21 protein-coding genes and 1 riboswitch are annotated in these 23,437 nt (G+C 59.2%); of the genes, 7 read left to right on the top strand and 14 right to left on the bottom strand.

Features of this window, described 5'->3' with window-relative positions; translation table 11 throughout:
• Positions 1-126 precede the first annotated feature (126 nt).
• From E5J99_RS01590 to E5J99_RS01540, 11 genes are all read right to left on the bottom strand, one after another.
• Positions 127-573, bottom strand: coding sequence for a hypothetical protein (locus E5J99_RS01590; RefSeq protein WP_135495968.1), 447 nt, complete (start codon positions 571-573; stop codon positions 127-129).
• Between the two features lie 104 nt (positions 574-677).
• Complete coding sequence (locus tag E5J99_RS01585; protein WP_135495967.1) at positions 678-1,643, bottom strand: AAA family ATPase; 966 nt, start codon at positions 1,641-1,643, stop codon at positions 678-680.
• 126 nt (positions 1,644-1,769) lie between these two features.
• A complete protein-coding gene (locus tag E5J99_RS01580) occupies positions 1,770-3,158 on the bottom strand; it encodes a peptidylprolyl isomerase (protein ID WP_135495966.1) in 1,389 nt (462 codons plus the stop codon).
• Between the two features lie 261 nt (positions 3,159-3,419).
• Positions 3,420-5,717 carry a peptidylprolyl isomerase gene (locus tag E5J99_RS01575; protein WP_135495965.1) on the bottom strand — a complete coding sequence of 766 codons (2,298 nt, stop codon included), beginning with the start codon at positions 5,715-5,717 and terminating at the stop codon, positions 3,420-3,422.
• A gap of 172 nt (positions 5,718-5,889) precedes the next feature.
• Positions 5,890-6,303 carry an ATP-binding protein gene (locus tag E5J99_RS01570; protein WP_135495964.1) on the bottom strand — a complete coding sequence of 138 codons (414 nt, stop codon included), beginning with the start codon at positions 6,301-6,303 and terminating at the stop codon, positions 5,890-5,892.
• Between the two features lie 23 nt (positions 6,304-6,326).
• Positions 6,327-6,656 (bottom strand): STAS domain-containing protein, encoded by a 330-nt coding sequence (locus E5J99_RS01565; RefSeq protein ID WP_135495963.1) that lies wholly within the window; start codon positions 6,654-6,656, stop codon positions 6,327-6,329.
• 14 nt (positions 6,657-6,670) lie between these two features.
• Positions 6,671-8,767, bottom strand: a complete 2,097-nt coding sequence (locus E5J99_RS01560) for a PP2C family protein-serine/threonine phosphatase (protein WP_135495962.1) — start codon at positions 8,765-8,767, stop codon at positions 6,671-6,673.
• Positions 8,768-8,955: 188 nt separating this feature from the next.
• Positions 8,956-10,428, bottom strand: coding sequence for an IMP dehydrogenase (guaB, locus tag E5J99_RS01555; protein WP_135495961.1), 1,473 nt, complete (start codon positions 10,426-10,428; stop codon positions 8,956-8,958).
• A 113-nt stretch (positions 10,429-10,541) separates the two neighbouring features.
• On the bottom strand, positions 10,542-11,201 hold the full coding sequence (locus tag E5J99_RS01550; protein ID WP_167851929.1) for a DUF2490 domain-containing protein: 660 nt from the start codon (positions 11,199-11,201) through the stop codon (positions 10,542-10,544).
• 330 nt (positions 11,202-11,531) lie between these two features.
• Positions 11,532-14,066 (bottom strand): ATP-dependent helicase HrpB, encoded by a 2,535-nt coding sequence (gene hrpB, locus E5J99_RS01545; protein WP_135495959.1) that lies wholly within the window; start codon positions 14,064-14,066, stop codon positions 11,532-11,534.
• Positions 14,067-14,113: 47 nt separating this feature from the next.
• Positions 14,114-14,437, bottom strand: a complete 324-nt coding sequence (locus tag E5J99_RS01540; protein WP_135495958.1) for a rhodanese-like domain-containing protein — start codon at positions 14,435-14,437, stop codon at positions 14,114-14,116.
• Between the two features lie 120 nt (positions 14,438-14,557).
• Here E5J99_RS01540 and pnuC point away from each other — a divergent pair, with 120 nt between their 5' ends.
• The 4 genes from pnuC to E5J99_RS01520 are packed head-to-tail and all read left to right on the top strand — an operon-like array spanning position 14,558 to position 16,965.
• Positions 14,558-15,184: a nicotinamide riboside transporter PnuC gene (gene pnuC, locus E5J99_RS01535; RefSeq protein ID WP_167851928.1), complete on the top strand. Its 627-nt coding sequence runs from the start codon at positions 14,558-14,560 to the stop codon at positions 15,182-15,184.
• Entirely contained in the window at positions 15,184-15,732 is a 549-nt protein-coding gene (locus E5J99_RS01530) for an AAA family ATPase (protein ID WP_135495956.1), read from the top strand. The genes pnuC and E5J99_RS01530 overlap by 1 nt, the downstream gene beginning before the upstream one ends.
• Before the next feature lie 33 nt (positions 15,733-15,765).
• A complete protein-coding gene (locus E5J99_RS01525; RefSeq protein ID WP_135495955.1) occupies positions 15,766-16,653 on the top strand; it encodes an aldose 1-epimerase family protein in 888 nt (295 codons plus the stop codon).
• 6 nt (positions 16,654-16,659) lie between these two features.
• Positions 16,660-16,965 carry a GNAT family N-acetyltransferase gene (locus tag E5J99_RS01520; protein WP_135495954.1) on the top strand — a complete coding sequence of 102 codons (306 nt, stop codon included), beginning with the start codon at positions 16,660-16,662 and terminating at the stop codon, positions 16,963-16,965.
• 223 nt (positions 16,966-17,188) lie between these two features.
• On the opposite strand, the gene E5J99_RS01515 is transcribed toward E5J99_RS01520, so the two are convergent.
• A complete protein-coding gene (locus tag E5J99_RS01515; RefSeq protein ID WP_135495953.1) occupies positions 17,189-17,431 on the bottom strand; it encodes a hypothetical protein in 243 nt (80 codons plus the stop codon).
• Positions 17,432-17,623: 192 nt separating this feature from the next.
• A riboswitch (TPP riboswitch) is annotated at positions 17,624-17,734 on the top strand.
• A gap of 60 nt (positions 17,735-17,794) precedes the next feature.
• Here E5J99_RS01515 and E5J99_RS01510 point away from each other — a divergent pair.
• From E5J99_RS01510 to E5J99_RS01500, 3 genes are all read left to right on the top strand, one after another.
• Positions 17,795-20,230 (top strand): TonB-dependent receptor, encoded by a 2,436-nt coding sequence (locus tag E5J99_RS01510; protein WP_245318665.1) that lies wholly within the window; start codon positions 17,795-17,797, stop codon positions 20,228-20,230.
• 141 nt (positions 20,231-20,371) lie between these two features.
• Positions 20,372-21,604 (top strand): acyl-CoA dehydrogenase family protein, encoded by a 1,233-nt coding sequence (locus E5J99_RS01505; protein WP_245318664.1) that lies wholly within the window; start codon positions 20,372-20,374, stop codon positions 21,602-21,604.
• A 193-nt stretch (positions 21,605-21,797) separates the two neighbouring features.
• The gene (locus tag E5J99_RS01500; RefSeq protein WP_135495952.1) at positions 21,798-22,025 is read left to right on the top strand and encodes a hypothetical protein; all 228 of its coding nucleotides are present in this window, start codon (positions 21,798-21,800) and stop codon (positions 22,023-22,025) included.
• Positions 22,026-22,044: 19 nt separating this feature from the next.
• Here the strand turns inward: E5J99_RS01500 and E5J99_RS01495 are convergent, their stop codons facing one another.
• A complete protein-coding gene (locus tag E5J99_RS01495; RefSeq protein ID WP_135495951.1) occupies positions 22,045-22,716 on the bottom strand; it encodes a DUF3575 domain-containing protein in 672 nt (223 codons plus the stop codon).
• Between the two features lie 66 nt (positions 22,717-22,782).
• Entirely contained in the window at positions 22,783-23,244 is a 462-nt protein-coding gene (locus E5J99_RS01490) for a DUF4268 domain-containing protein (RefSeq protein WP_135495950.1), read from the bottom strand.
• Positions 23,245-23,437 lie beyond the last annotated feature (193 nt).

Here is a 23,437-nt window from a genome sequence, read left to right as displayed (position 1 = left end):
CCATCCCATAGCTATTTACTACAGAGCAGATAACGACATTGTTTGGTGAAGCTACCTGGCACCTGGCAACATGCAAAAGGCCACCCGCATGGGTGGCCTTTTGCATGTTGTAAATCTGTTGGCCTCCTATTTTTTCAATGCTACCCCGGTGCTCAAGTGGGGATGGTTGTACTGCACGGGGCTACCCAAAGACTGTTGTGTGCGCATCACGTTTACAAGTCGGGCCGTCTCGTTGAAGTACTCTAAGCGGCGAATCAGCATCTCCTTCGTCAGCACCCGGCCTTCGGGCGTGCGCATAAAGGACTTTTTATCTTCCAGCACGCGGCGCATCAGCGCTTCGGTTTCGGCCTCCTGCCGCAGATATTGCTCTTCAAACTCAGGCAGCCGGGCCAGCCCTTCCGTGTTCAGGCGGTACTGGGCCCCGCCTTCGTTCAGTACCTCGCACAGAACGTAGACTTCCAAAGGGAGGGAGATTTCTAACGGAGTAGTGCGCAAATCAAGACCGGAACGCAATGCATCGAGAACGATGCCGATGTTACGCTCGAACTGCTGATAGTAGCCAAGAACTTCCATGTGTTGTGTAGTGGGTAACGAGTGTTTTGTGCCTCCGGCACTGTGGGCAGGTAGGTCACGGCTGCGGGCCTGCTGCCAGTACCTGCTGGCTGCGGAAAAGCGCCCTACAATAATTCTTTTACGATCTGGTCGATGCTGATGCCTTCAGCTTCGGCTTTGAAGTTGCGCACCAGCCGATGACGCAAAATAGGCAGCGCAATAGCTTGTACATCTTCAATATCGGGCGAATACTTGCCGTTGAGCAAGGCATTGCACTTGGCCCCCACGATGAGGTGCTGCGAAGCTCGTGGCCCGGCGCCCCACTCCAGCAGCTGATTCACCCGGGGAGCGGCTCGGTCCGTGTTGGGCCGGGTTTTGTGTACCAGGCTCACGGCGTATTCCACTACATTGTCGGCTACCGGCACGCGGCGCACCAGGTGCTGAAAAGCCTGAATATCGTCGGCGTGCAGGATTTTGCTGACTACCGGCTTCTTATCGGAGGTAGTGTTTTTTACGATTTGCAGCTCGGCCTCGTAGCTGGGGTAGTCCAAGGAGATATTGAACATAAACCGGTCGAGCTGCGCCTCGGGCAGCGGATACGTGCCTTCCTGCTCAATCGGGTTCTGGGTGGCCAGCACGAAGAACGGGCGCTCCAGCGCGTAGCGATGCCCAGCTACCGTCACGGCATATTCCTGCATGCTCTCCAGCAGCGCCGCCTGCGTTTTAGGCGGTGTGCGGTTGATTTCGTCGGCCAGTACGATGTTGGCAAATACCGGCCCGCGCACAAACTGGAAGTCACGCTGCTGATTCATCGTCTCGGAGCCCACGATATCCGAAGGCATCAAATCGGGCGTGAACTGAATCCGGTTGAAAGACAGGTCGAGTGAGTCGGCAATGGTCTGAATCAGCAAGGTTTTGGCCAGGCCCGGTACGCCAACCAGGAGGCAGTGGCCTTGCGAAAAAACCGCCGTGAGCACCAGCCGAACAACCTCATCCTGCCCAATAATAACTTTGCCGATTTCCTGGCGCAACGTATGATAGGAGGCAGCCAGCGCATCGGCGGCTTCTTTATCGGAAGAAAAGGTGCGCATCTGGTAGTGAAATAGTGAATTTGTGAAAAGATGAAGTGGTGAAAAGGAGAGTTGTCGTTGCGCCGGTGCTGGTAGGCACTCGCCGAACATCAACCTCCCCATTTCACCACTTCACCCTATCACGCTTTAATATACGGCGTCCAGCAGCTTGCAGTCGACATACTGCGGATCGGCTTCGAGGTATACGGAGCCCCGATTTTTGACAAACCACTCGTCCAGCGCCTTGTTTTTCTTCTCGTTTAACGCCGCCTGGGATATTTTCTGGTAGTCGTCTTTCAGGTTGGCCTGGTGCGGGGGCGTGTTCGACTTCAGCCAGATAATGCGCATCGCGTCCTTGCCATCGTCGGTGCGGTAGGGCAGAGGCGGAGTGATATTGCCCACTTTCATGGTATCGATGGTGAAGAAAATAGCCGGGTCCAGCTTGTCGAGGGGCAGGTAGCTGCCACCGTCCTGGCGGTTAGCCAGCAGACCGCCGTTGCCGCTGGTAAGCTTATCGTCGGAGTTATCCTTGGCGGCTTTGGCAAAAGTGAGGCTGTCGGCCAGAATACGCCGCCGCAGCTTGCCAAGCTGACCGGCCGCTTCGTTGACGTCGGTGCCACCGGCGGTGGGCTTGAGTAGGATGTGCCGGGTGCTGTAGGTTTCACCCTTGCGCTCAATGAGCTGAATCAGGTGGAAGCCAAACTGCGACTCTACGATGGGCGACATCTGACCGGGCTCCAGCTTCAAGGATGCTGCTTCATACTCAGGTACTAATTCCCGGCGCTTGAAAAAGCCTAGATAGCCACCCTGGGCCCCGGAACCCGGATCTTCGGAATACTGCTTAGCCAGAGTTTCAAAACTCTCGCCAGCCTGAATCCGGGCGCGAATGTCGTTGAGCTTGGTAATGGTTTCCTGCTTGGCCTTGGGGTTCACCTGGGCCAGCTTAATAATCTGGCCTACCTCAACCTCAGTAGAGAAATACGGCAGACTGTCTTTGGGAATGCGGCTGAAATACTGGCGTACCTCGCGCGGCGTCACAGTGACTTTGCCGGCAATGTTTTCCTGCATTTTCTGCTGAATCAGCTGCTCTTTCACCTGCGGGCGCAAGTCGTCCTTGAGCTGCTTGAGGGGCTTGTTGTAGTACTCTTCGAGCTTTTTCTCCGAGCCAATCTGCTGCACGAAATAAGCCATGCGGCGCTCCAACTCATTCTTCACCTGAGCATCTTCTACCACCACGGAGTCGGTTTCAGCCTTGGCCAGCATCAGCTTGTTGAGCACGATACTTTGCAGGATTTTGCAGCGCAAATCGGCAGGAAGAGGTTTGCCCTCGGCCTGGGCTACTTGCTGGGCGTAGGCATTTTCCAGGTCGGAGCGCAGCACAATCTGGTTATCGACCTTCACAATGATGCCATCGACAAGCTGACGGCCGGCCGGGCGGCCAATGCCCAACTGGGCAAACCCAGTACTAACTGTGCCAGCCAGCAAACCCATGCCAAGCAGGGCCACGCGGGCCGACGAACGAATGAAGTGAATCATGGAATCAAAGAGGGTAATGCCCCGCAAAAGGCTGAAAAGCCATTCGCCGAAGCCAGTCGACTTCTGAAACGCAGAAAGCCGCCCGTAAATTTCAACATAAATCCTTTCTCCGGCAAAAACAACGCTTCCGGTAGGCGCTGGCGGCGCGAAGTACCCTAGAGAGTCGGGTAGGGGCCGGTGCGTTGCATGCGGGCAAAGCCAAAAAAGAAGCCTCGGTTGGGGCCGAGGCTTCTGGAGGAGTCGTGCCGCAGCAGACAGAACTTATTTGGTTACCAGCTTGTCGACTTCGCTCTGGTTTAGTTTCACTGGATACTGGTCGCGCAGCTGCGTAATCCATTGTTTCTCCAGGTAATTCTGGTAATCGGAAGTGGCTTGACCCCGGGCTTCAGCCAGCGTTTTGGGGCCGGCTGGCAACACTTGGTTGATGGTAACGGCATAGTAGCGGCCATCTTTGGTGACCGTGTAGGTACCGGGGCCTTTGTCGCTAAGCTCGTCGACCACTTTATTATCCCCCTTCGGGAAGCTGCGCTGTAGAACTTGCACCGCCAGCGGATTTTGTTCGTTCAGGCTTTCCTCCAGCGCCGTGGTGCTGGTGCTGGTCAGGGCTAGCAGCGCCGTGCCATCGGCGGCGGCTTTGGTAGTAGTCGTGGTGATGCGCCGCGCCGGCACACCCTTGGTCGACAGATACGTTTTGATGCTAGCGGCCCGGCGGCTGGCCAGGGCGGCGGCTTCGCCACGCTTGGTGCGGCCCGTGATGGTCAGGGTCAGGGTCGTGTCGGTTTGCAGGCGGCTGGCCAGACGGTCGAGGCCCGCCCAGGCACCGTGAATTACGTTGGTTTTACCCGTCAGGAAGGTAACGGTCTGGGGATTCACGCGCTTTACTTCGTAGCGACCAGCCTTCAACTGGGTCTGGGCCTGGCTCAGCAGCTGCGGCGTAGCAGCGCTGATGACCGTGCCCTGCACCCGAGGCTCCCACTGGTATTTGCTCTGGTTCTCGGCAAAAAACTTCTGCAGCCCGGTCGTATCCTCAATGGCTTTCGACCATACTTTCTCGTCCATCAGCTGAAAGAGCAAAATACCGTCGCGGTACTCTTTCACCAGCATGCGGTAGTCTTCGTACTTGTTTTCGAGGTTGGCTTTCTCGTAGTCAGTCAGCGTCTGGTCCACGTACTGGGCGTAGAGCTGCTGCATGCTGTAGCGGGGGGCGGCACCGGCTTTGGCTTTCTGGTTCTGCTGGGCATACAGCAGAAAGTCTTTCACCAGGTACGGCTTTCCCTTAATAGTAAAGAGCGGCGAGTTATCACCCACCGTTTTGCTGGCCTTCGCTACCGCAGGCGGCGCGGTGTACTTGAAACGGCCGTTTACCAGCGCCGTATCGGCTTTGGTAAACACATACTCTTTGCTGGCTTTGTTCTCGGCAAACTGGTTTTCCGTCCGGATGCGCTTCAAAAAGGCCGTCCGGTTGAGCTCCGAACGGGAATCTTTCGATACTTTACCTTTCAGGGAAGCCTCCATGTCCTCAAACTTGGGCACGGGCTGCTTCTCGATGAGCTTGATGATATGCCAGCCATACGGCGTCTGCACGGGCGTCGACAAATCACCGGCTTTCTGCAGCTTAAAGGCCGATTCTTCGAAAGCCGGAATCATGCGGCCGGTGCCAAAGGGCGGCAGCTCGCCACCGTTGGCCGCCGAGCCGGCGTCTTCCGAAAACTGAGCTACGAGCTTCTCCCATTCTTCTTTGCGCTGCAAGCGGCTGTAAATCTCGTCAACCTTCTTTTTGGCCGTTACTGAGTCTGCCTTAGGCATACCGGGCGTCGCCCGAATCATCAGGTGCGCTACTTTAATCTCGCCCTGGGCCGTACGTACGTCGTTTACCTTGATGATGTGATAGCCAAAGCGGGTGCGCACCGGCTGCGACACCTCGCCCACCTTGGTGCGGTAGGCCGCCGACTCGAACGGGTACACCATCTGCATGGCCGTGAAGTAGCCGAGCTTGCCGCCATTGTCGCGGGCCGATGGGTCTTCGGAAGTCTCGGCCGCCACCTTATTAAAGTCTTCGCCGCCCGTCACGCGCTGGCGCAGCGCCATTATTTTGTTGTAAGCGGCCAGCGTGTCCTGCGGAGCAGCGTCGGGGGCAAGGCGTAGCAGGATGTGGGAGGCGCTCACCTCCTTGCTCATCCGGTCGTAGGCCTCGCGCACCAACTGGTCGGTCACGCTTTTCTCGGTGAGGTAGGGCTGGGCCAGCTGCTGCTTGTAGCCTTCCAGCTCGCGCTGGAAGGCCTGGGTGGTGTCGAGGCCGCGCTTCTCGGCGTCCAGCACTTTCAGCTTGAAGTTGGTATACAGGTCCAGGTATTCCGCAACGCTGGGCTTGGTGCCAAACTCCGGGGCCGAGCTATTATTTTTCCGGTACACATACGCAAACTCCCCGGCCGGCACCTCGTAGGTGCCCAGCGTTTCGATAACGGGTTGTTTGGCAGTGGTAGTCGATTTGGTGGTCTGGCAGCCAGCGGCCAGCAGGGCAGCGGCCAGCGGGCCGGCGTACAAAATGCGTTTGTGCATACGAAAAATAAGATACTACAAAGCGTACAGCCTTCGCAACAAGCTAAGACGGAAGGCTGCCCGATGCAATTTTACGCATTTTTTTTTGGCTCCCGCTGCCCGCGCAGGTTGCAAGAGGCATAAAAAAAGCACTTCGCTTCCGAGGTGCTTTTTCGTAGAAGTTTCAGGTGTATTAGGCAAGGCGCTTGTACAAGCGGCAAACATTATGAGTGCCGGTGGTGGTGAATTCTACCCGGTCCATAATCCGGTTGACCAGCGTCATGCCCACCCCGCCTTTTTTGCCGGTCCGGATGTGTTCCTGCAAATCCGGCTCGCGGTATAGAGAAGGTTTGTAGGAAGAAACGCTGTCGTCTTCGATTTCGATTTCGAACACCTGTTGCTCCACCGTTACCCGCAGCTCCAGAAACTGCGACTCATCCTCGTGGTTGGCGTGGATAATCAGGTTGGCAACCACCTCATCAACGGCCAGGATAATCTGGTTGAGATGCAAATCCGACAAGTCGTAGGCAGCCAGATAGGTGCTTACGAAGTCGCGCACTACTTTCAGGTTGTGCCGGCTGCAACTGATGCGGATTGCGTTTTTCATTCCCTCCTAGGCCCCCTGTAATTCTAAATAGCAGTGGCTTCCGCCTCCGAGGGTACGATGGTCATCAGGGTATCGAGGCCCAGAATCTCAAACACATTGTGCACTTTCTCCTGCATGTTGAAGAATACCAGCTTGACGTTGGCGTCCTGAAAGCGCTGCAAGTGGGAGATAAAAACGCCCAGACCCGCCGACGAAATGTAGTTCAGACGCTGGCAGTCAATCAGCACTTTGCGGTAGTCGAGTACTTCCGGTTTGGTGAGTTCGGTGTCGAGCAAAACCGAGGAGCTGGCATCCAACTCTCCATCCAGGCTAAGCGTGAGGGTATTTTCGGTAGTTTGTTGCGTTATTTTCATGCCTCCACTGTACGTTAGATATTTGCTTCTGGTTGAGCTGCTTTGAACTTGATGACCAAAAGCGTTTGGTCATCATGCATCGGCTGGCCTTTGCTGAACTCGTTGAGGTCGTTCAGAATCTGCTGCTTGATTGCGTCCGCCTCCAGATAGTAGGTGTGCTCCAGCATCTGCTTGAGCCGCTCTTCGCCGTACTCTTCCTGGTCGGCACCGCGTGCTTCCACAATCCCGTCGGTGTAAATCACCATCACATCGCCGGGGTTATAGTCGTAGAATTGATTCTTGATGTGCTTCTCGTAGGAGTCGTTTCGAATAATGCCCAAGCCCAGGCCAGCCGTGCGGAAATACGATACCTCCTCCTTGATGGAGTGGTAGTAGAGCGTGTGGCAATGGCCGGCGCGGGCAAACACGAACCCGCCGTGCTCGTAGTCGACGATGTAGAGCGCCGCCGTGATAAAAGACGACTTTTCCAGGCAATGGGTCAGGGCCCGGTTGGCCATCGACATGAACTTGCTGGGTACCGGAAATTTTTCCCGATCGTCTTTTGCCAACGGATTTTCCTGCATCAAGGCGTGGAAAATGCCTTTCATCTGGGCCATGTGGAAGGCCGCCGTGATGCCCTTGCCCGATACGTCGCCGATTAGGATGGCGAGGCGCTTGCCGGGCAGGTGCAGAAAGTCATAAAAGTCGCCGCCGACTTCTTTGGCCGCCAGCGCGTGCGAACCAATCTCAAACCAGTCGTCGATGGGCAGGTCTTTCGGAATCAGGCTGTCTTGGACGGAAGAAGCAATTTTCAACTCCTCCTTCACCCGCTCATTCTGTAGCGAAGCCGTTACCAGCTGTAGGTTTTCGATGCTCAGCACCGTCTGGCTCGTAAAGGTTTGCAGCAGGCTCAGGTTTTCCCGGTCAAAGCTCTGCCGCTGCTCTTTCAACATATACAAGGCACCGTAGTGGCGCTTGGCCGAGCGCATCGGCATCACGATGAGGGAGCCGTAAGGTAAATCGAGGCTGCGGAAGCCGCTGCTGTTGGGTAAGTCGTTATTGAGGTATTCAATCTGACCCAGGTTATAGTCGGTTAGCAGCGTACGGATAGCCTCTACGTGGGCCTCGCTGATAACATGACGCTGCCCGGTATGTAGCGCTTCATCGGTTTCAATATCGAGCCAAGCCGCGTCGGCTTCCACCGTCTGAATGGCGGCTTCGAACAACATCTGGTACACTTCTTCCTCGCTCTGGCCTTTCTGTATAAGTTGGGTCAGGCGCTGCAGGCCGAGGATTTCTTCCCGTTTTTGCTCAAAAACACCCACTGTGGGCAAATTAAAAAATGTGACCAGAAGCCCCGCCAGCGCATAAAATCCAGCGAAGAAAACCATGAGCAGCAAGAAAGAGTGCTGGGATTCGGGGGCTACTGATTGAGTATCTTGGCCAATACGCAGAAAATACAGGGTGAAGACCCCCAAGCACAAGAGCAGCGTCAACTGCATGAACACTACTTCCCACTTCTGGCGGCGGTTCAGGTAGGCCACCCATTTCTGGTTGCCGCTCATATAAAAGCCGAACACGGCTACTCCACCCAGAATAAAATACGCGACGGGAGCCGGAGGCGTCCAGCCAAATAGCCGAAACAGCAGCGTGGTGCCCAGCAGTATCTCAAACCAAACCCAGTCGCGGCGCAGACGAGGCGTGGAGCGAAAGAGTACCAACGACCGCCACGCGTAATTGGCGTAGGCCAGGAACACGATGAACAGCCCCAAATTGATGGTATACACGCCGGCAAACAGTAGTCGGTCGGCACCAGGCTGCTGATACTGTACGAAGCGCTCGAACAGATGCAGGCCCACGCATGCCGCCGCCAGCAAGCCCGGCCCCAGCACCAGTTGACGAAGCAGCCCTACGAAGTCGGTACCACGGAGCGGATCGGGGCGGCTGCGCTGGTGCAGGAATACGCCAAGTACAAAAAAGGCCTGAGCCAGCAGCGTCACCCACTCCGGCGGCAACCCTACGCGGGCAGCAGCAGCAGGGCTGGCATGCAGCAGGGTACTGGTCAGCAATATCAGCCAACTCAGCAGTGTGAAGGGCAGGATAATAGCTTTCAGCTTCTGATGAAAGGGCATGAATAGAAGTAAAATGCTAACGGTCGTGCCTTGTGTGGGGCACTCCGTGATGTAGCCGCAAGGTACGGCCTGATTGGTAAATCTGCCCGCGTACTTTGCCTGGCGTATTTGCCGTACGAAGTTGCGAAAAAAGAAGCCAACTGTCTAGCATGACAGTTGGCTTCTTCTACAAGGTATAGTAGGAAAGCTTAGCGACTGCTATAATTCGGGGCTTCCCGGGTAATCTGCACGTCATGCGGATGACTCTCGCGCAGGCCCGCGTTGGTGATGCGCACCATGCGGGCCTGTTGCAACTCCTCAATCGTGGCCGCGCCGCAATAGCCCATGCCCGCCCGCAGACCGCCGGCCAATTGGTAGAGGACTTCACCCGCTCCGCCTTTGAACGGCACCCGACCCACGATTCCTTCCGGTACCAGCTTTTTTACGTCGTCTTCGGCATCTTGAAAATAGCGGTCCTTAGAGCCGTCCTCCATGGCTTCTACTGAGCCCATGCCGCGGTACGACTTGTATTTGCGACCTTCGTGAAGCGTTACTTCCCCGGGAGCTTCTTCGGTGCCAGCCAGCAACGAGCCTACCATGATGGACGAAGCACCCCCGGCCAGGGCCTTCACCGCGTCGCCGGAAAATTTTACGCCGCCGTCGGCAATGAGGGGCACACCGGTGCCTTCCAGACCCCGCGCCGCTTCCATCACGGCCGTCAGCTGGGGCACCCCAATACCAGCAATGATGCGGGTGGTGCAGATCGAGCCCGGTCCTACGCCTACTTTCACGGCGTCGGCTCCGGCGTCGGCCAAGGCACGAGCTCCTTCGGCGGTGGCTACGTTGCCGGCTATTACATCGAGCTGCGGAAACGTAGCCTTGATGCTGCGTACGGCATCGAGCACGCCTTTGCTGTGGCCGTGGGCCGTATCGACGCTCACGACGTCAACGCCAGCCTCGACCAAGGCGGCTACGCGTTCCAGCAAGTCGGGCGTGACGCCGACGGCGGCTCCTACGCGCAGGCGGCCAAACTCATCTTTGCAGGCGTTGGGGCTGCGGCGGCGCTTGCGGATGTCACGGTACGTTATCAGGCCCACCAACCGGCCTTCGGTGTCTACTACCGGTAGTTTCTCGACTTTCGAGTCCTGTAGGATTTCTTCCGCGCGCGCCAGTTCCGTACCGGCGTTGGCGGTCACCAGCTTATCCTTGGTCATGACCTCGGATACGGGCCGGTTCATGTCTTTCTCGAAGCGCAGGTCGCGGTTGGTCAGAATGCCTTTGAGGCGTCGCTGGGCGTCTACAATCGGGATTCCACCGATTTTATTGTCGCGCATCAGGCGTTTGGCATCCCCCAGGGACGCGTGTTCTTCCAGCGTAAATGGGTCCAGAATCATTCCGCTTTCCGAGCGTTTCACCCGCCGAACCAACTCGGCTTGGGCCCGGATACTCATATTTTTGTGGATGATACCGATTCCTCCTTCCTGCGCCACGGCGATGGCCATTTCGGCTTCGGTCACGGTATCCATCGCTGCCGAAACGAACGGGAGCTTGATGCGGATGTTGCGGGTAAGCTGGGAGCTGGTGTCCGCGTCGCGGGGCAATACCTCCGAGTAGGCAGGTAGCAGCAGGACGTCGTCGTAGGTGAGAGCCTCGAAGACGATTTTGGGTAGCACGTTGGCCATGGCAATAAGATGATTAGGTACCGCTTATTGCCGGGTAAAGCTACGAGGAAAAGTTTGGTAAGCGTGTGTTAAGGTTTAACATAGCTGTCCTGCTATCGGACCAGCGGGCGACTTTATTGTGTAGCTGCTGCCGCAATAGTGGGTATGGGCCGAAAATCAGGGCTGTAAGCGAAGCCCAACTGTAGAGCATGGGTGGTTTTCGTCGTCGTCGCCGCACGCTTCTGCACTAGCTGGTTGAGATAGCCGACTTCTACTGCCAACGATTTCGTGGCCTGGTAGCCCAGCGCGGCATAAGCACGGTTTTGATCGAAGATAGTACGCCCCGCATTGGCTCCGAAGCCAATAAAGAGTTCATCGGCCGCCACCAGATACGATACTCCCGGCTTAATCCTGGGAGCGAAGAGCGGCATTGCCAGCCGAAGCTGGTAGCGCACTCGATTCAGGTACGTGAAGGATTGCTGGGGCCCAAACCGCACCCAGCGCTGCTCCAGCCGGTAGCGGTGCTGCACATGCAGCCGCTCCTGCGAGTCGGTGAGTTGAACCTGTTGGTACGTGCGGTGCTCCGGCATCCGCACGGTCGAAAGGTTGTCGCCGGTCGGAAACGGAAGCGCATATGCGTAGCCTCCGGTGAGTTGTAACGCCGGACTGACATGATAGTTGACGCCTACCCGCAGAATATTCTGGCCAGTGGCATCCACTCCTTTCGCCTGCCGCCACTGGGCTTCCGCGTGCCAGCCCCAGCGGTTGTTCAGGCGGGTATCACTAAACAGCATTAGCCAAGCCGTAGTATTCGTCGCTTGCGTTCGGGGCAGCGTGGAGCTTTGTGCCCACCCGTTGGTGGCCAGCAACATGAAGACGGTTATAAAAAAGGCTAAGCGGACACTGTGCAACATATACTAATGTTACGCAATTGTTACCCGCATTACCAAATTGTTACTATTGTATTTTGGGGGCGAAAACTGGTTTTTCGAAATGATAACATTGGACCACCAAATTGCCCGGTCTATGCAGTACAAAGGCACTGTTTGGCACCAGCAAGGCTGCGCATACCAGCCGCAAGTGTAGTGCAGGAGAGCGGTAAGCCTCTCGTGACCTCTTAAATGCTAGCCTGGGCGCTTCTTCGTGCCACGAGTGGCCGGGGCTTCCAGCGGGTTATCGGGCCAATGGTGTTTGGGGTAGCGGCCCCGCAGGTCTTTGCGCACATCGAAGTAGCCGGTGGTCCAGAAGCTACGCAGGTCGCGGGTAACCTGCACTGGCCGGCGAGCCGGCGACAACAAATGCAGGGTAAGCGGAACCCGACCTCCGCCCACCAGCGGGGTATCGAGCAGGCCAAACACTTCCTGCAAACGCACGGCCAGCGCTGGGGCCGCCGGGTTGGCATAATCCAAGGCAATAGTGGAGCCGCTGGGGACTTGCCAGTGCGAAGGGGCCAGCCGATCCAGCTCCTGGCGCTGCGCCCAGCCGCCGGGCAGCCAGTGAAGTAGCGCTTCGACCAGCGGTAGCCGGTTTATGTCGGCCGCATTACGCACCCCTTCCAGATAGGGGCCGAGCCAGCCTAGCAGTTCCGTTAGCAAGGTCTCATCCGACACGTCAGGCCACTCGGCTGGTTGCAAATGATGCACGAAGGCCAGCCGGTCGCGAAGCTGCCGGGCTTCGTCGGTCCAGGGCAAACGTGCGAGGCCGCCAAGTCGCAAGCCTTCCAGCACGGCTGCGGCCACGGCTGTCGTAGCTGGTTGCGTGAGGGGAGACTCAGAAAGGGCGAGGGCTCCCAGCCGCCGAATGCGGCGTGCCACCACCCGACCGGCAGAAGCATCCCAGCGTACTTCTTCCACAGTTTCGATGAGGCCCGCAAAATGCTGCTCCAACTCTTCGCGCTCCACCGGGGCTGCCAGAGCGGCCCGGGGAGCGTGAGGTGGGCCATCGAGATGAGCAATGGCGAAAAAGGGAATTCCTTGGCTGTAATGCTCCGCCGGCAGAGCCGCGCGCTGTCCCGTAATCAGGCGCACGCGCTCAGCGGTTTCACGCTGCGCCAGCCGATCGGGATACGCTAGGGCAGCCAGCAAGCCGGCCGCGTCCGGCTCCAGGGGCGTGTCGCGGATGTGGGTCCGGTTGCGAAGCACGGCCGCCGCCTCGCGCACCCGCCGTACCGCCCCGGCATCCGGAATAAGCCCGGGCAGTGGGGCGCGCCCCGTGCTTAGGGCTTCTAGGCGCAGGCGTAGGTCGGGGGGCGGGGGGGTGCCGTCCGGTAGCCGCAGAATATCCCGCTCAGTAAGTAGCGCGGCCAGTGCGCAGGCGGTGGCACCGTGCCCCACTTCTTTGCCTTTAATCACCAGATGGCCCAACCGGGGAACTAAGCCTAAGCCCGCCAGCTGGCGGCCATGTGCCGTGGGCTGCCCCTCGGCGGTAAGCGCGCCAAGGCGTGCCAGCAGCTCCCGGGCTTGCGCCAGCGCAGGCCCAGGAGGCGCATCGAGCCAGCGGAGAGCTGCCGGGTCGTGCGTACCCCACAGAGCAAGCTCCAGAGCCAGGGTACTCAGGTCGGCAGTAAGAATTTCGGGTGGCAGATAGGCGGGGCGCAGGGCATGTTCGGCTTCAGTCCAGAGGCGGTAGCAGGTGCCGGGGCCCAGGCGGCCCGCCCGGCCCCGGCGCTGGTCGGCGGCGGCCTGGCTGACTGGCACGGTGGCTAAAGTGGTGAGGCCAGTGCGGGGCTCAAACTGGGGTACGCGGGCATAGCCGCCATCTACCACAATCTGCACGCCCTCAATGGTAAGGCTGGTTTCGGCGATGCTGGTAGCCAGCACTACTTTACGTCGGCCGGGGGGCGCCGGGCGCAGAGCGGCGTCCTGCTGCTCGGCGGGCAGCTCACCGTGCAGCACATGAATATCGGTGGTGGCGGCAACTACGCCAGCCAGCCGCTCAGCGGTGCGCCGCTGGTCGGCGAGGCCGGGCAAAAATGCCAGCACATCGCCGGTGGCATGTTGGGCCAGGACTTCCCGAATAACGGCCGGCGTTAAATCCGCTAGCCGCTCGCTGGGCCGGCGGCCAGCAGCCGCCACCCGGGCCGGTGACAAATACTGAGTGGTAACGGCATAGTGCAAGCCCGCGCTGCGCACAACGGGAGCCCCCAGCCAGCTGCCCAGCCGCTCGGCGTCCAGCGTGGCGCTCATAATGAGCAGGCGCAGGTCAGGACGCAGTACTGCCTGGGCATCGAGGGCCAGCGCTAAGCCCAGATCAGCTTGTAGGCTACGCTCGTGAAACTCATCAAAAAGCACCGCCGCTACTCCTTCCAGCGCCGGGTCGTCCTGAAGCATGCGGGTCAGAATTACCTCCGTGGCGACTTCAATGCGTGTTTGAGCCGATATGCGGCTTTCCAATCTGACGCGGTAGCCGACGGTTTGTCCTACGGCTTCGCCCAATAGGCTAGCCATGCGAGTGGCGGCAGCCCGCGCCGCCAGACGGCGTGGCTCCAGCACGATGATACGGCCCGCGGGCGGCATCCAGGTTGCTTCCAGTAGCGCCAGCGGCACTACCGTGGTTTTGCCGGCCCCAGGCGGGGCTTGCAGCACGGCGCAGTTGGTAGCGGCGAGCGTGGCAAGCAGCTCGGGCAAAGCCGCACGGATGGGCAAGTCGGGCAGGCGCACAGGTATCGGAATAAGGGAAGCTGAGAAAAATAAGGCGCTATTGCCACTTAATAAACTGCTACCGACGGATCGACGCGCACGGACCAGGCGTGAATGCCGCCGCGCAGGTTCAGCAGGTTGGTCAGGCCGTGGCGGTGCTGCAGAAAGGCCAGGGCCTGGGCCGAGCGCACGCCGTGGTGGCAAATCAGCACAACTGGCCGGTCGGTGGCCAGCTCTTCCCAACGCCGGGTAATTTCCCCCAACGGAATAAGCTGGCTGTTGGGCAGGTGGCAGTAGTCGTACTCCATCGGCTCCCGCACGTCGAGCAGCTGCAGGGTTTCGCCGTGCTGCAGACGGGCGTGCAGATCTTCAGGAGTGATATCGGGGAGCATAAGCAAGGAATGTAAAATTGTGGGCCAGCCCGTAAAATTAGCGGGTGACTGGTTAGCTTTGGCTCCCATCGGGCTGCAGTATCCCGATTATTCTGAATTCGTCACCAATCCTTACTCTCTTTGCTACACTCCCTGTACGAGTTCTGGACCGCTGCCGCTGGTGGCACTCCGCTGGAGTGGGTGGCCGTCCTGACCGGGTTTGCCTGCGTCTGGCTGGCGGCCCGCGAATCGCTCTGGAACTTCCCGGTGGCGATTGTAAGCTGCGGGCTGTATATCGTGGTCTACTACCGGGCGCAGCTCTACGCCGACTGCCTGCTGCAGGGGTTCTTCATTGCCATGGGCTTTTATGGCTGGTATGCGTGGCGGTATGGCGGTGCCAAGAGCACGGCGCTGGTCGTGACGCGCACCCGACTTTGGGAGTGGGCCGCCGTGGCTGGCGGCGTGGCGGCATTTACGGCGGCTTTCGGCTACTACCTGCAAACCTATACCGATGCTTCGCTACCGCACTGGGACAGCTTCACGACGGCCGGCAGCCTGGCGGCGCAATATCTGCTTACCCGGAAGCGTCTCGAAAACTGGTTGCTCTGGATTGTAGTTGACCTGATATACGTGCCTATTTTGTGGTATAAACAGCTATATCCGACCAGTGGTTTGTATGCCGCTTACCTTATCCTGGCTGTGTATGGCTACGTGGTATGGTACCGGGCCAGCCGTGTGGCGACTTCCACCGAAACCATTTCTGCCTGATGCTGCGCATAGCTCTCACCGGCCCCGAATCGACGGGTAAAACAACGCTCAGTCGCCAGCTGGCCCAACACTATGCCACAGCCTGGGCCCCGGAATACGCCCGCGAATACCTGGAAAAAAACGGCCCCAGCTACACACTGGCCGATCTGGAGCTTATCGCGCGCGGGCAGGTGGCGGCCGAGGAAGCGGCCGCCGCGCAGGCCAACCGGGTCGTGTTCTGCGACACCGATCTGCTGGTTATTCAGGTGTGGGCCGAACATGCTTTTGGGCAGTGTCCCGAATGGGTGAAACAGCGTATTCAGCAGCAGCACTACGATTTGGTGTTGCTGCTCGGCATCGATATTCCCTGGGAGGCCGACCCGCTGCGGGAACACCCCAACCACCGCCAGCACTTTTACTCCATCTACCACACCGAGCTGAGCAGTCAGATGTCCAACTTCGCCGAAATCAGCGGCTCGCCCACCGAAAGGCTGGCCCAGGCCTGCTATTTCGTGGATGCGATGCTGGCCGATGCCATCCATGCCGTGCCACCGGCCGTGGTGCCCTAAGCGCGGGCCCAAGCCTGCTGAACAACTATACGTATGACCTATTTCCTCGAAAACGACCAGTGCCGCGTGGCCGTGCAAGCCCACGGTGCCGAGTTGTGCAGCCTGGTGCGCAAAGACCTGCCGGATACCGCCCCGCTGGAATACATGTGGCCCGCCGACCCGGCGGTCTGGGGCCGCCATGCGCCCGTGCTCTTCCCGATTGTGGGCCGGCTCCCCCAGGATACGTACCAGCACCAGGGCCAGGAGTACCGGCTGCCGCAGCACGGTTTCGCCCGCGACCGGGAGTTTGCTCTGGTGCGGCAAACCCCCGAGGAGCTAACCTTCGAGCTGCGGGCCGATGCCGCCAGCCGCGTCCTGTATCCCTTCGATTTTGTGCTGCGCATCACCTATCAGCTGCGCGGCGCTACGCTCACGGTGCGCTGGGAAGTACATAACCCGGATGCCGCCGCCGACTTGCTGTTCAGCATAGGCGCCCACCCCGCGTTTCGGTGCCCGCTGCTACCGGAAGAGAAGTTTGAGGACTATTCGTTTCAGTTTGACCATCCCGTTTCTGTGGAGCGCTACCTGCTGGCGGAAGGCCTGCTAACCGGCGAAACCGAACCCCTGCTGCGGCAGCAAGCCGAGCTGCCGCTTACGTATGCGCTGTTTGCTCAGGATGCGCTGGTGCTGAAGCAATTCGATTTTACGCACCTCACGCTACGCCACGCAACCTCGGGCCGCGCCGTGCGCATGCGCTTCGATGGGTTTCCGTATCTGGGCCTGTGGACCAAGAGCGCGGGAGCCGGCTTTGTGTGCATCGAGCCCTGGCAAGGCATTGCGGGCAGCGTGGGGGAGCCAGTGGAGTTGGCCGATAAAGAAGGCATCCTGACGCTGGCACCCGGCCAGCGCTACACCGCCGACTATTCGATTACGGTAGCGTAGCTGGGCATGCGCATCGAAGGGTTGGAAATCAGGTCCATATCTGCCGCCGATACCTATCCGCTTCGGCATCTGGTGCTGTGGCCGGCCAAGCCCTACCACTACGTGCAGCTGGAGGATGATGCCACGGGCAAGCACTTCGGGGGCTTTGTGAAAAATGAGCTGGTGGCCGTTATTTCGCTTTTCGTCGAGGGGCCGGAAGCCCGCTTTCGTGAATTTGCCACTCACCCCAGTTTCCGAAAACAAGGAATTGGCTCCCGCTTACTGCTTCACATACTTGCCGTTGCGCAAGAGGTGGGAGCCCATAGCCTCTAATGTGATGCCCGACAGGATGCTACAGCTTTTTACCACCGATTCGGTTTGCGGGCAGAAGGCCCGGGTTTCTACAAAGACCACGTTGCGTACCGGCGTATGTGCAAAGAAGTATAGCCGCAGTCAGCCACAATAAAGTGGCTCTTCTGCCTTCCTGCTGCTGGTGTCACCCACGATGTGCCAACGGCAGGCAAAGGCAGGAGGGCCGCTTTTCGGCAGGAAAAGTCTACAGCAATATCGGCTCGATGGGCCGGACTGGCTTAGAGGGCCGGCCGTAATCCGGTTCCCAATCGTTGATGGGGCGCGAGATGCCCGGCGGCAGGTCTAGGTCGGGCAGGCCGTCATCAAGCGGCTCCCCGCCATCATCGTCGCCATCGGAGTGGGGTGGCTGCTGGTAGCGGTGGCGGGGGGCAATGATGAAGTAGGCCAAGATGGCAAATACTACGAGGGTGTAGATGAGGCTGATCATGACCACAGAAGGTGAAGAGGCGACGGAAAGGCAATAGGCAGCAGAAGGCTAACGGTGAAGCGGGGCGGGTTGTTTGAGGAGGTTGAAATTTTTACGCCTGGTGAATGCTAGTCTAATATAGTTGATTGTCAAGCGAAAGTAAAGCGTCGGCACGCCCGATTTGGAACTCCCCGCCGGGCGCTCTAGCTTTGCAGCATAGTTTAGGGGTGCCCTGCCAGCAAGTTGCTGCCGTGGGGCTGAGATCATACCCATTGAACCTGATCCGGGTAATGCCGGCGAAGGGAACAAACGATCCGCGAACGTGCAAGCCTAATGCGCCGACCCCTGGCGTAGGGCCCGTTCCACTTTTTCTTTTTTTTACTCTTGAAAAATGTACTGGTTTTAGGGGCCGCCGCCTTGGCACTGCCCCTGCTCGCGCCCGTTGCGGCGCGCGCCCAAGGTGCTGTATCCGGCACCGTGAACGACGCCCGCTCGGGCGCTCCGCTACCCGGTGCCACCATCGTACTCGATGGAATGGTAGTAGGCGCTACGGACGCTATCGGGCGCTTCGCCGTGCCGGCCGTGCCGGCCGGCTCGCACGAGCTGCGCATCACGTTTTTGGGCTACGAGGCGCTGGCGCGGCAGGTGCAGGGCCAAGCGGCCGCGCAGCAGCTGACTACCGCCCTACAGCCCGGCGGCGTGCTGACCGGCGAAGCGCTGGTAACGGCCACCCGGGCCAACGAGCGCACGGCTACCACCTACACCACCGTGACGAAGGAAGAGCTGGAAAAGCGCAATTTCGGCCAGGATTTGCCGTATCTGCTCGACCAGACGCCATCCGTGGTCGTCAGCTCCGACGCGGGCACGGGCATCGGCTACACCGGTATTCGGGTGCGCGGCACCGATATTGCCGGCATTAACGTCACCATCAACGGGGTGCCGCTGAATGATGCGGAGTCGCACGGGGCCTTTTTCGTGAACCTGCCCGATCTGGCGTCTTCGGCCAGCAGCATTCAGGTGCAGCGCGGCGTGGGCACCAGCCAAAACGGCGGCAGTGCTTTCGGAGCCAGCATCAACATCGGAACGCTCGATTTCCGGCGCGAGGCCTACGGCGAAACCCAGAACACCCACGGCTCTTACAACACCTGGAAAAACAACGTCTCGTTCGGCACCGGCCTCATTGGGGGGCGGTTTACGCTGGACGGACGCCTTTCGCGCCTGCGCACCGACGGCTACATCGACCGGGCCGAGTCGGATTTGAAGTCGTACTACTTCGCGGCCGGCTACCAGCAGAAGGGTACCAGCCTGAAGTTTATAACCTTCTCGGGCCGCGAGAAAACCTACCAGGCCTGGAACGGCGTGCCCGAAGATTCGCTCCGAACCAACCGCCGCCACAACGACTTCACCTACGACAACCAGACCGATAACTACCAGCAAAACCACTATCAGCTGCATTTCTCGCAAGACCTGGGGCCCGACTGGAGCCTGGGCGCGGCCCTGCACCTGACGCGCGGCCTGGGGTATTACGAGGAGTATAAAACAGAGGAAGCCCTAGCCGACTACGGCATTGCTCCGCTGACGCTGGGCGGTACGGTAATTGAGAATTCCGACCTGATTCGGCGCAAGTGGCTGGATAATTACTTCTACGGGGCCACGTATGCTCTCAACTACCAGCCCGCCCAAACCGACGGCCGCCTGAGTGCCACGCTCGGTGGGGGCTGGAACCGCTACGACGGCGACCATTACGGCGAGGTTATCTGGGCGCGCTATGCCGGCACTTCCGAAATTCGCCAGCGCTATTACTTCAATGAGGCCCGCAAAACGGACTTCAATGTGTTTCTCAAAGCCACCTACCAGGTGATGCCGCGCCTGGGCCTGTTCGGCGACGTGCAGCTGCGCACCATCGACTACCGCATCAAAGGCCTCGACGACGACCAGCGCGACGTAACTACCCGCGCCGAGTACACTTTCTTCAACCCTAAAGCCGGGCTGACCTACACGCTTTCCGAAACCCAGAATGTGTACGCCAGCTTCGCCGTGGGCCAGCGGGAGCCCGTGCGCACCGACTTCACTGACCGCCCCGCCACCGACCGCGCCAAGGCGGAACGCCTGCACGACGTGGAAGCCGGCTACCGGTTTCGCAGCATCCGCAGCACCGAAACCAGCCCGATGTGGCGGGCCGAGCTGACGTACTTTTTCATGGACTACCGCAACCAGCTGGTGGCTACCGGGCAACTCAACGACGTCGGCACCGCGTTGCGAACCAATATTCCGAGCAGCTACCGCACCGGTATCGAGCTGAGCGCCGGGGCCGGGTGGCTACAGAACCGCCTCACGCTGAGCACAACTCTGACGGTAAGCCGCAACCAGCTGCGGGAGTTCCGCGAAGTGGTGGCCATCTACGACGAAAACTACACCGTGGTGGGCACCCAGGAAACGGAGCTGCGCAATTCCACCATTTCCTACTCGCCCGCCGTGGTATCGGGCAGTAGCGTGGAAGGCGAGCCGCTAAAAGGGCTGCGCGTAGCCGTGCTCTACAAGACCGTGAGTCGCCAGTTTCTCGACAACTCTGCCACCGACACACGCAGCATCAAGCCCTACCAGGTGGCCGATCTGCGAGTGCGCTACACGCTGCGGCCAGCCTGGGTGAAGGAAATCGAGTTGGGGCTGCTGGTCAACAACCTGTTCAGCCGCGAGTATGTGGCCAATGGCTACACCTTCGGCGGTATTTACCAGCCCGGCACCGACCGCCAAAGCTTCAACTATTTCTACCCCCAGGCCACCCGCAACTTCCTGGCTTCCGTCGGGGTGAAGTTCTAAGCAGCCGGCCCCGACGAGCAGGTACCGCTTGCGGCTTGCCGGAAAACCAGCGGCCGCGCGCCCGAACCAACGGCGCAGACCGGCTGTTCTGCATGCTGAAACTTCTATCTTTGAGGCTGATTCCCACCCAACAACTCTTTTATGTCTTCTCAAGCTGACGTACTCTCGCCGAAAGCCAAAGCCGCAACCCACCACGGCTCCCTGAACGCCGCCGGCTTCACCGATTACTACGATATCGACGGCCTGCTCACCGAGGAGCACAAGCTCATCCGCCAGAGCATTCGGGATTTCGTGAAGAAGGAAATCAGCCCCAGCATTGAGAAGTGGGCCCAGGACAATCATTTTCCCTCCGAAATCGTCAGGAAGTTCGGTGACGTTGGCGCGTTTGGCCCCACCATCCCGACCGAGTACGGCGGCGGCGGCCTCGACTACATCAGCTACGGCCTCATCATGCAGGAGATTGAGCGCGGCGACTCCGGGATGCGCTCTACGGCCTCGGTGCAGGGCTCGTTGGTGATGTACCCGATTTACGCCTACGGCTCGGAGGAGCAGCGCAAGAAATTCCTGCCCAAGCTCGCCTCCGGCGAGTGGCTCGGCTGCTTCGGCCTCACCGAGCCCGACCACGGCTCGAACCCCGGCGGCATGACCACCAACATCAAGGACATGGGCGACTATTACCTGCTGAACGGGGCCAAGCTCTGGATCAGCAACTCGCCCGAGTGCCAGGTGGCCGTAGTGTGGGCCAAAAACGAGCAGGGCCGCATCAAAGGCATCATCGTGGAGCGCGGCATGGAAGGCTTCACCACCCCCGAAATTCACAACAAGTGGAGCCTGCGTGCCTCCTGCACCGGCGAGCTGGTGTTCGACAACGTGAAGGTGCCCAAGGAAAACCTGCTGCCCAACGTGGAAGGTCTGCGTGGCCCGCTCGGCTGCCTCGACTCGGCCCGCTACGGCATTGCCTGGGGTGCCATCGGCGTGGCCATCGACTGTTACGAATCGGCTTTGAAGTACTCGCTGGAGCGGGAGCAGTTCGGCAAGCCGATTGCCGGCTTCCAGCTCCAGCAGAAAAAGCTGGCCGAAATGATTACCGAAATCACCAAGGCCCAGCTGATGGTGTGGCGCTTAGGCATGCTCAAAAACGAGGGCAAAGCCACCACCGCCCAGATTTCGATGGCCAAGCGCAACTCCGTGGATATGGCCCTGCACGTAGCCCGCGAAGCCCGCCAGATTCACGGCGGCATGGGCATTACGGGCGAGTACCCCATCATGCGCCACATGATGAACCTGGAGTCGGTGATTACCTACGAGGGCACCCACGATATCCACCTGCTCATCACCGGCGCTGACATTACCGGCATTCAGGCGTTTAAGTAAGAGTACCCGGAACGTCATTCCGAGCGGAGCGAGGAATCTCGCGTGCAATGGTAATCAATAGCTTTGCAACGTTAGCACGCTAGATTCCTCGCTTCGCTCGGAATGACGTTCTAACAAGTCCCCAAGTAGCCACAGTAAAAAAACGGCCGTTCTGGAAGCAGAATGGCCGTTTTTGGTTAGTATCAACATGAAAATGAAATTTCACGCCACGCTTGCCTGCCTGTTTTGTGGCCTGCCCCAGGCTGTGGCCCAACCGGTGCCGGCCAAACAGCGGGATGCGCTGGTCAGCGTGATTCTGGAAGAGCTAAAGCCGCAGGAAATGGTTTCGGTGGAGCGTGGCCCGGATGGCAAGTACCATTACCGGCCGATGCAGCGGGTGCTGCAAATCCGGGGTGCTGGTTTCGGTCTGCTGCATCTGTAACCGCCTATGGCCCAATAGGTCACAGGCGATACCCCACGCGAAGTGAATAGAGGAGATGCAACCGATCAAGGTGGCCGCCATCGGGAGGCGGGAAACTCAGGCGCCACTCTTGGTTCAGGTACTTGTACGTTTGGGCAGAGTCGGCGGGCTGTTCGTTGCGGATGCGGGAGTAGCGGCTCGGCACGCGGCGCATCCCCAGGCCCACGGCCGTTTCCAGCCACCAGCGTCGGCGCGGACCAACGAACCAATGCCAGCCATACTTCAGGCTGCCGCCCCACGTGCGGTGCATGATGCGGGCTTCGTCGTAAGTGAAATATGTGCCATTGCGCTCCAGAATGCCATGTTGCTGCGTGTAAACATAGGGCACGTAAAATCCTTCGACAGCAATAAACTCCCGTTTCTTCCAGCCCGTAGCCCGCAGGTAGTAGCGGCCCTCGACCCGAAAGGTGTGGTGGCGCACCTGCTGCTCGGGTCGGCTGTAGGCCTTGAACAGCACCAGGCGCGTACCAACGTCGGCACCCACGCTAAACCCGTGCCCCAGGAAGTACTCTGCCCCCAATTGCAGCGTGGGGCGAACGGGGTCGGCCAGCGACAGGGGTGCCCAGCGCGGGGCCCAGCGGCGGAGCGTATCGGCGGGCAAAACCAGGCAGGCTGCCGAGCCGAGGGCGCATATAGCTACCGTATGAATCATATAAAAAAGAGTTTTATAGGCGGCTACTCTCCATGCACTGTTGCTTGGCCCGCCAGATACTTATTTTCATCCCAACTCTGCAAACGAATACTGCGCCCCGCTCCAGAACTCATCCAGCGCCATTAGGCGGGGCTTGAAAAAGGATATCAGCGCGGGCCAGTCGTCGCGGCTGAACATGTTCACCGGGCTCAGCTCCCGGTAGATGCGGCTGCGCGGCTGGCCGTGTTCATCCACTGCCTGCTGCTCCCAGGTCCACGCCTCGCCCAGATTTTCCTCCAATAGCTTCTGTAGCTCCCGGAACTGCTCAAAATACAGCTCCCGCACCGCTGCGTCGGGGTGAGTCAGCTCGATGCTGATGGTGGCGTGGCGCACGTCGGCATGCAGGCGGAAGTACACGTGCTTCAGGCCGGTTTTGTAGTTAATCCAGTTGGTAGGCCCGCCCTCCGCCGACGGCACCGGCGCCATATACTGCCCAAAGGTGGTCCAGAAGGCTTGGCGCAGCTGCGTCGCTTCGGTTTTGTTATACATCGGGTTAGGCGGTACAACGAGTGAGTGGAGAGTACGGTATACGAGGCATCGGCAGGAGCTGCAACGTTCTGCCTGCTGGAATGAGGCCACAACCTGGTCGGTGGTTCCTCACAAACCAGGCTATGCGAAAAGCAAATGAAGCTGTTTAGAAAGTCAAAAGAACGTCGTGCTGATTAGGGTTGGCGACTTTCTA

This window comes from Hymenobacter elongatus (genome assembly GCF_004745955.1).
GTDB lineage: Bacteria > Bacteroidota > Bacteroidia > Cytophagales > Hymenobacteraceae > Hymenobacter > Hymenobacter elongatus.
The sequence above is the reverse complement of the archived record's forward strand: the minus strand, read 5'-3'. Positions and strand labels throughout refer to the sequence as shown.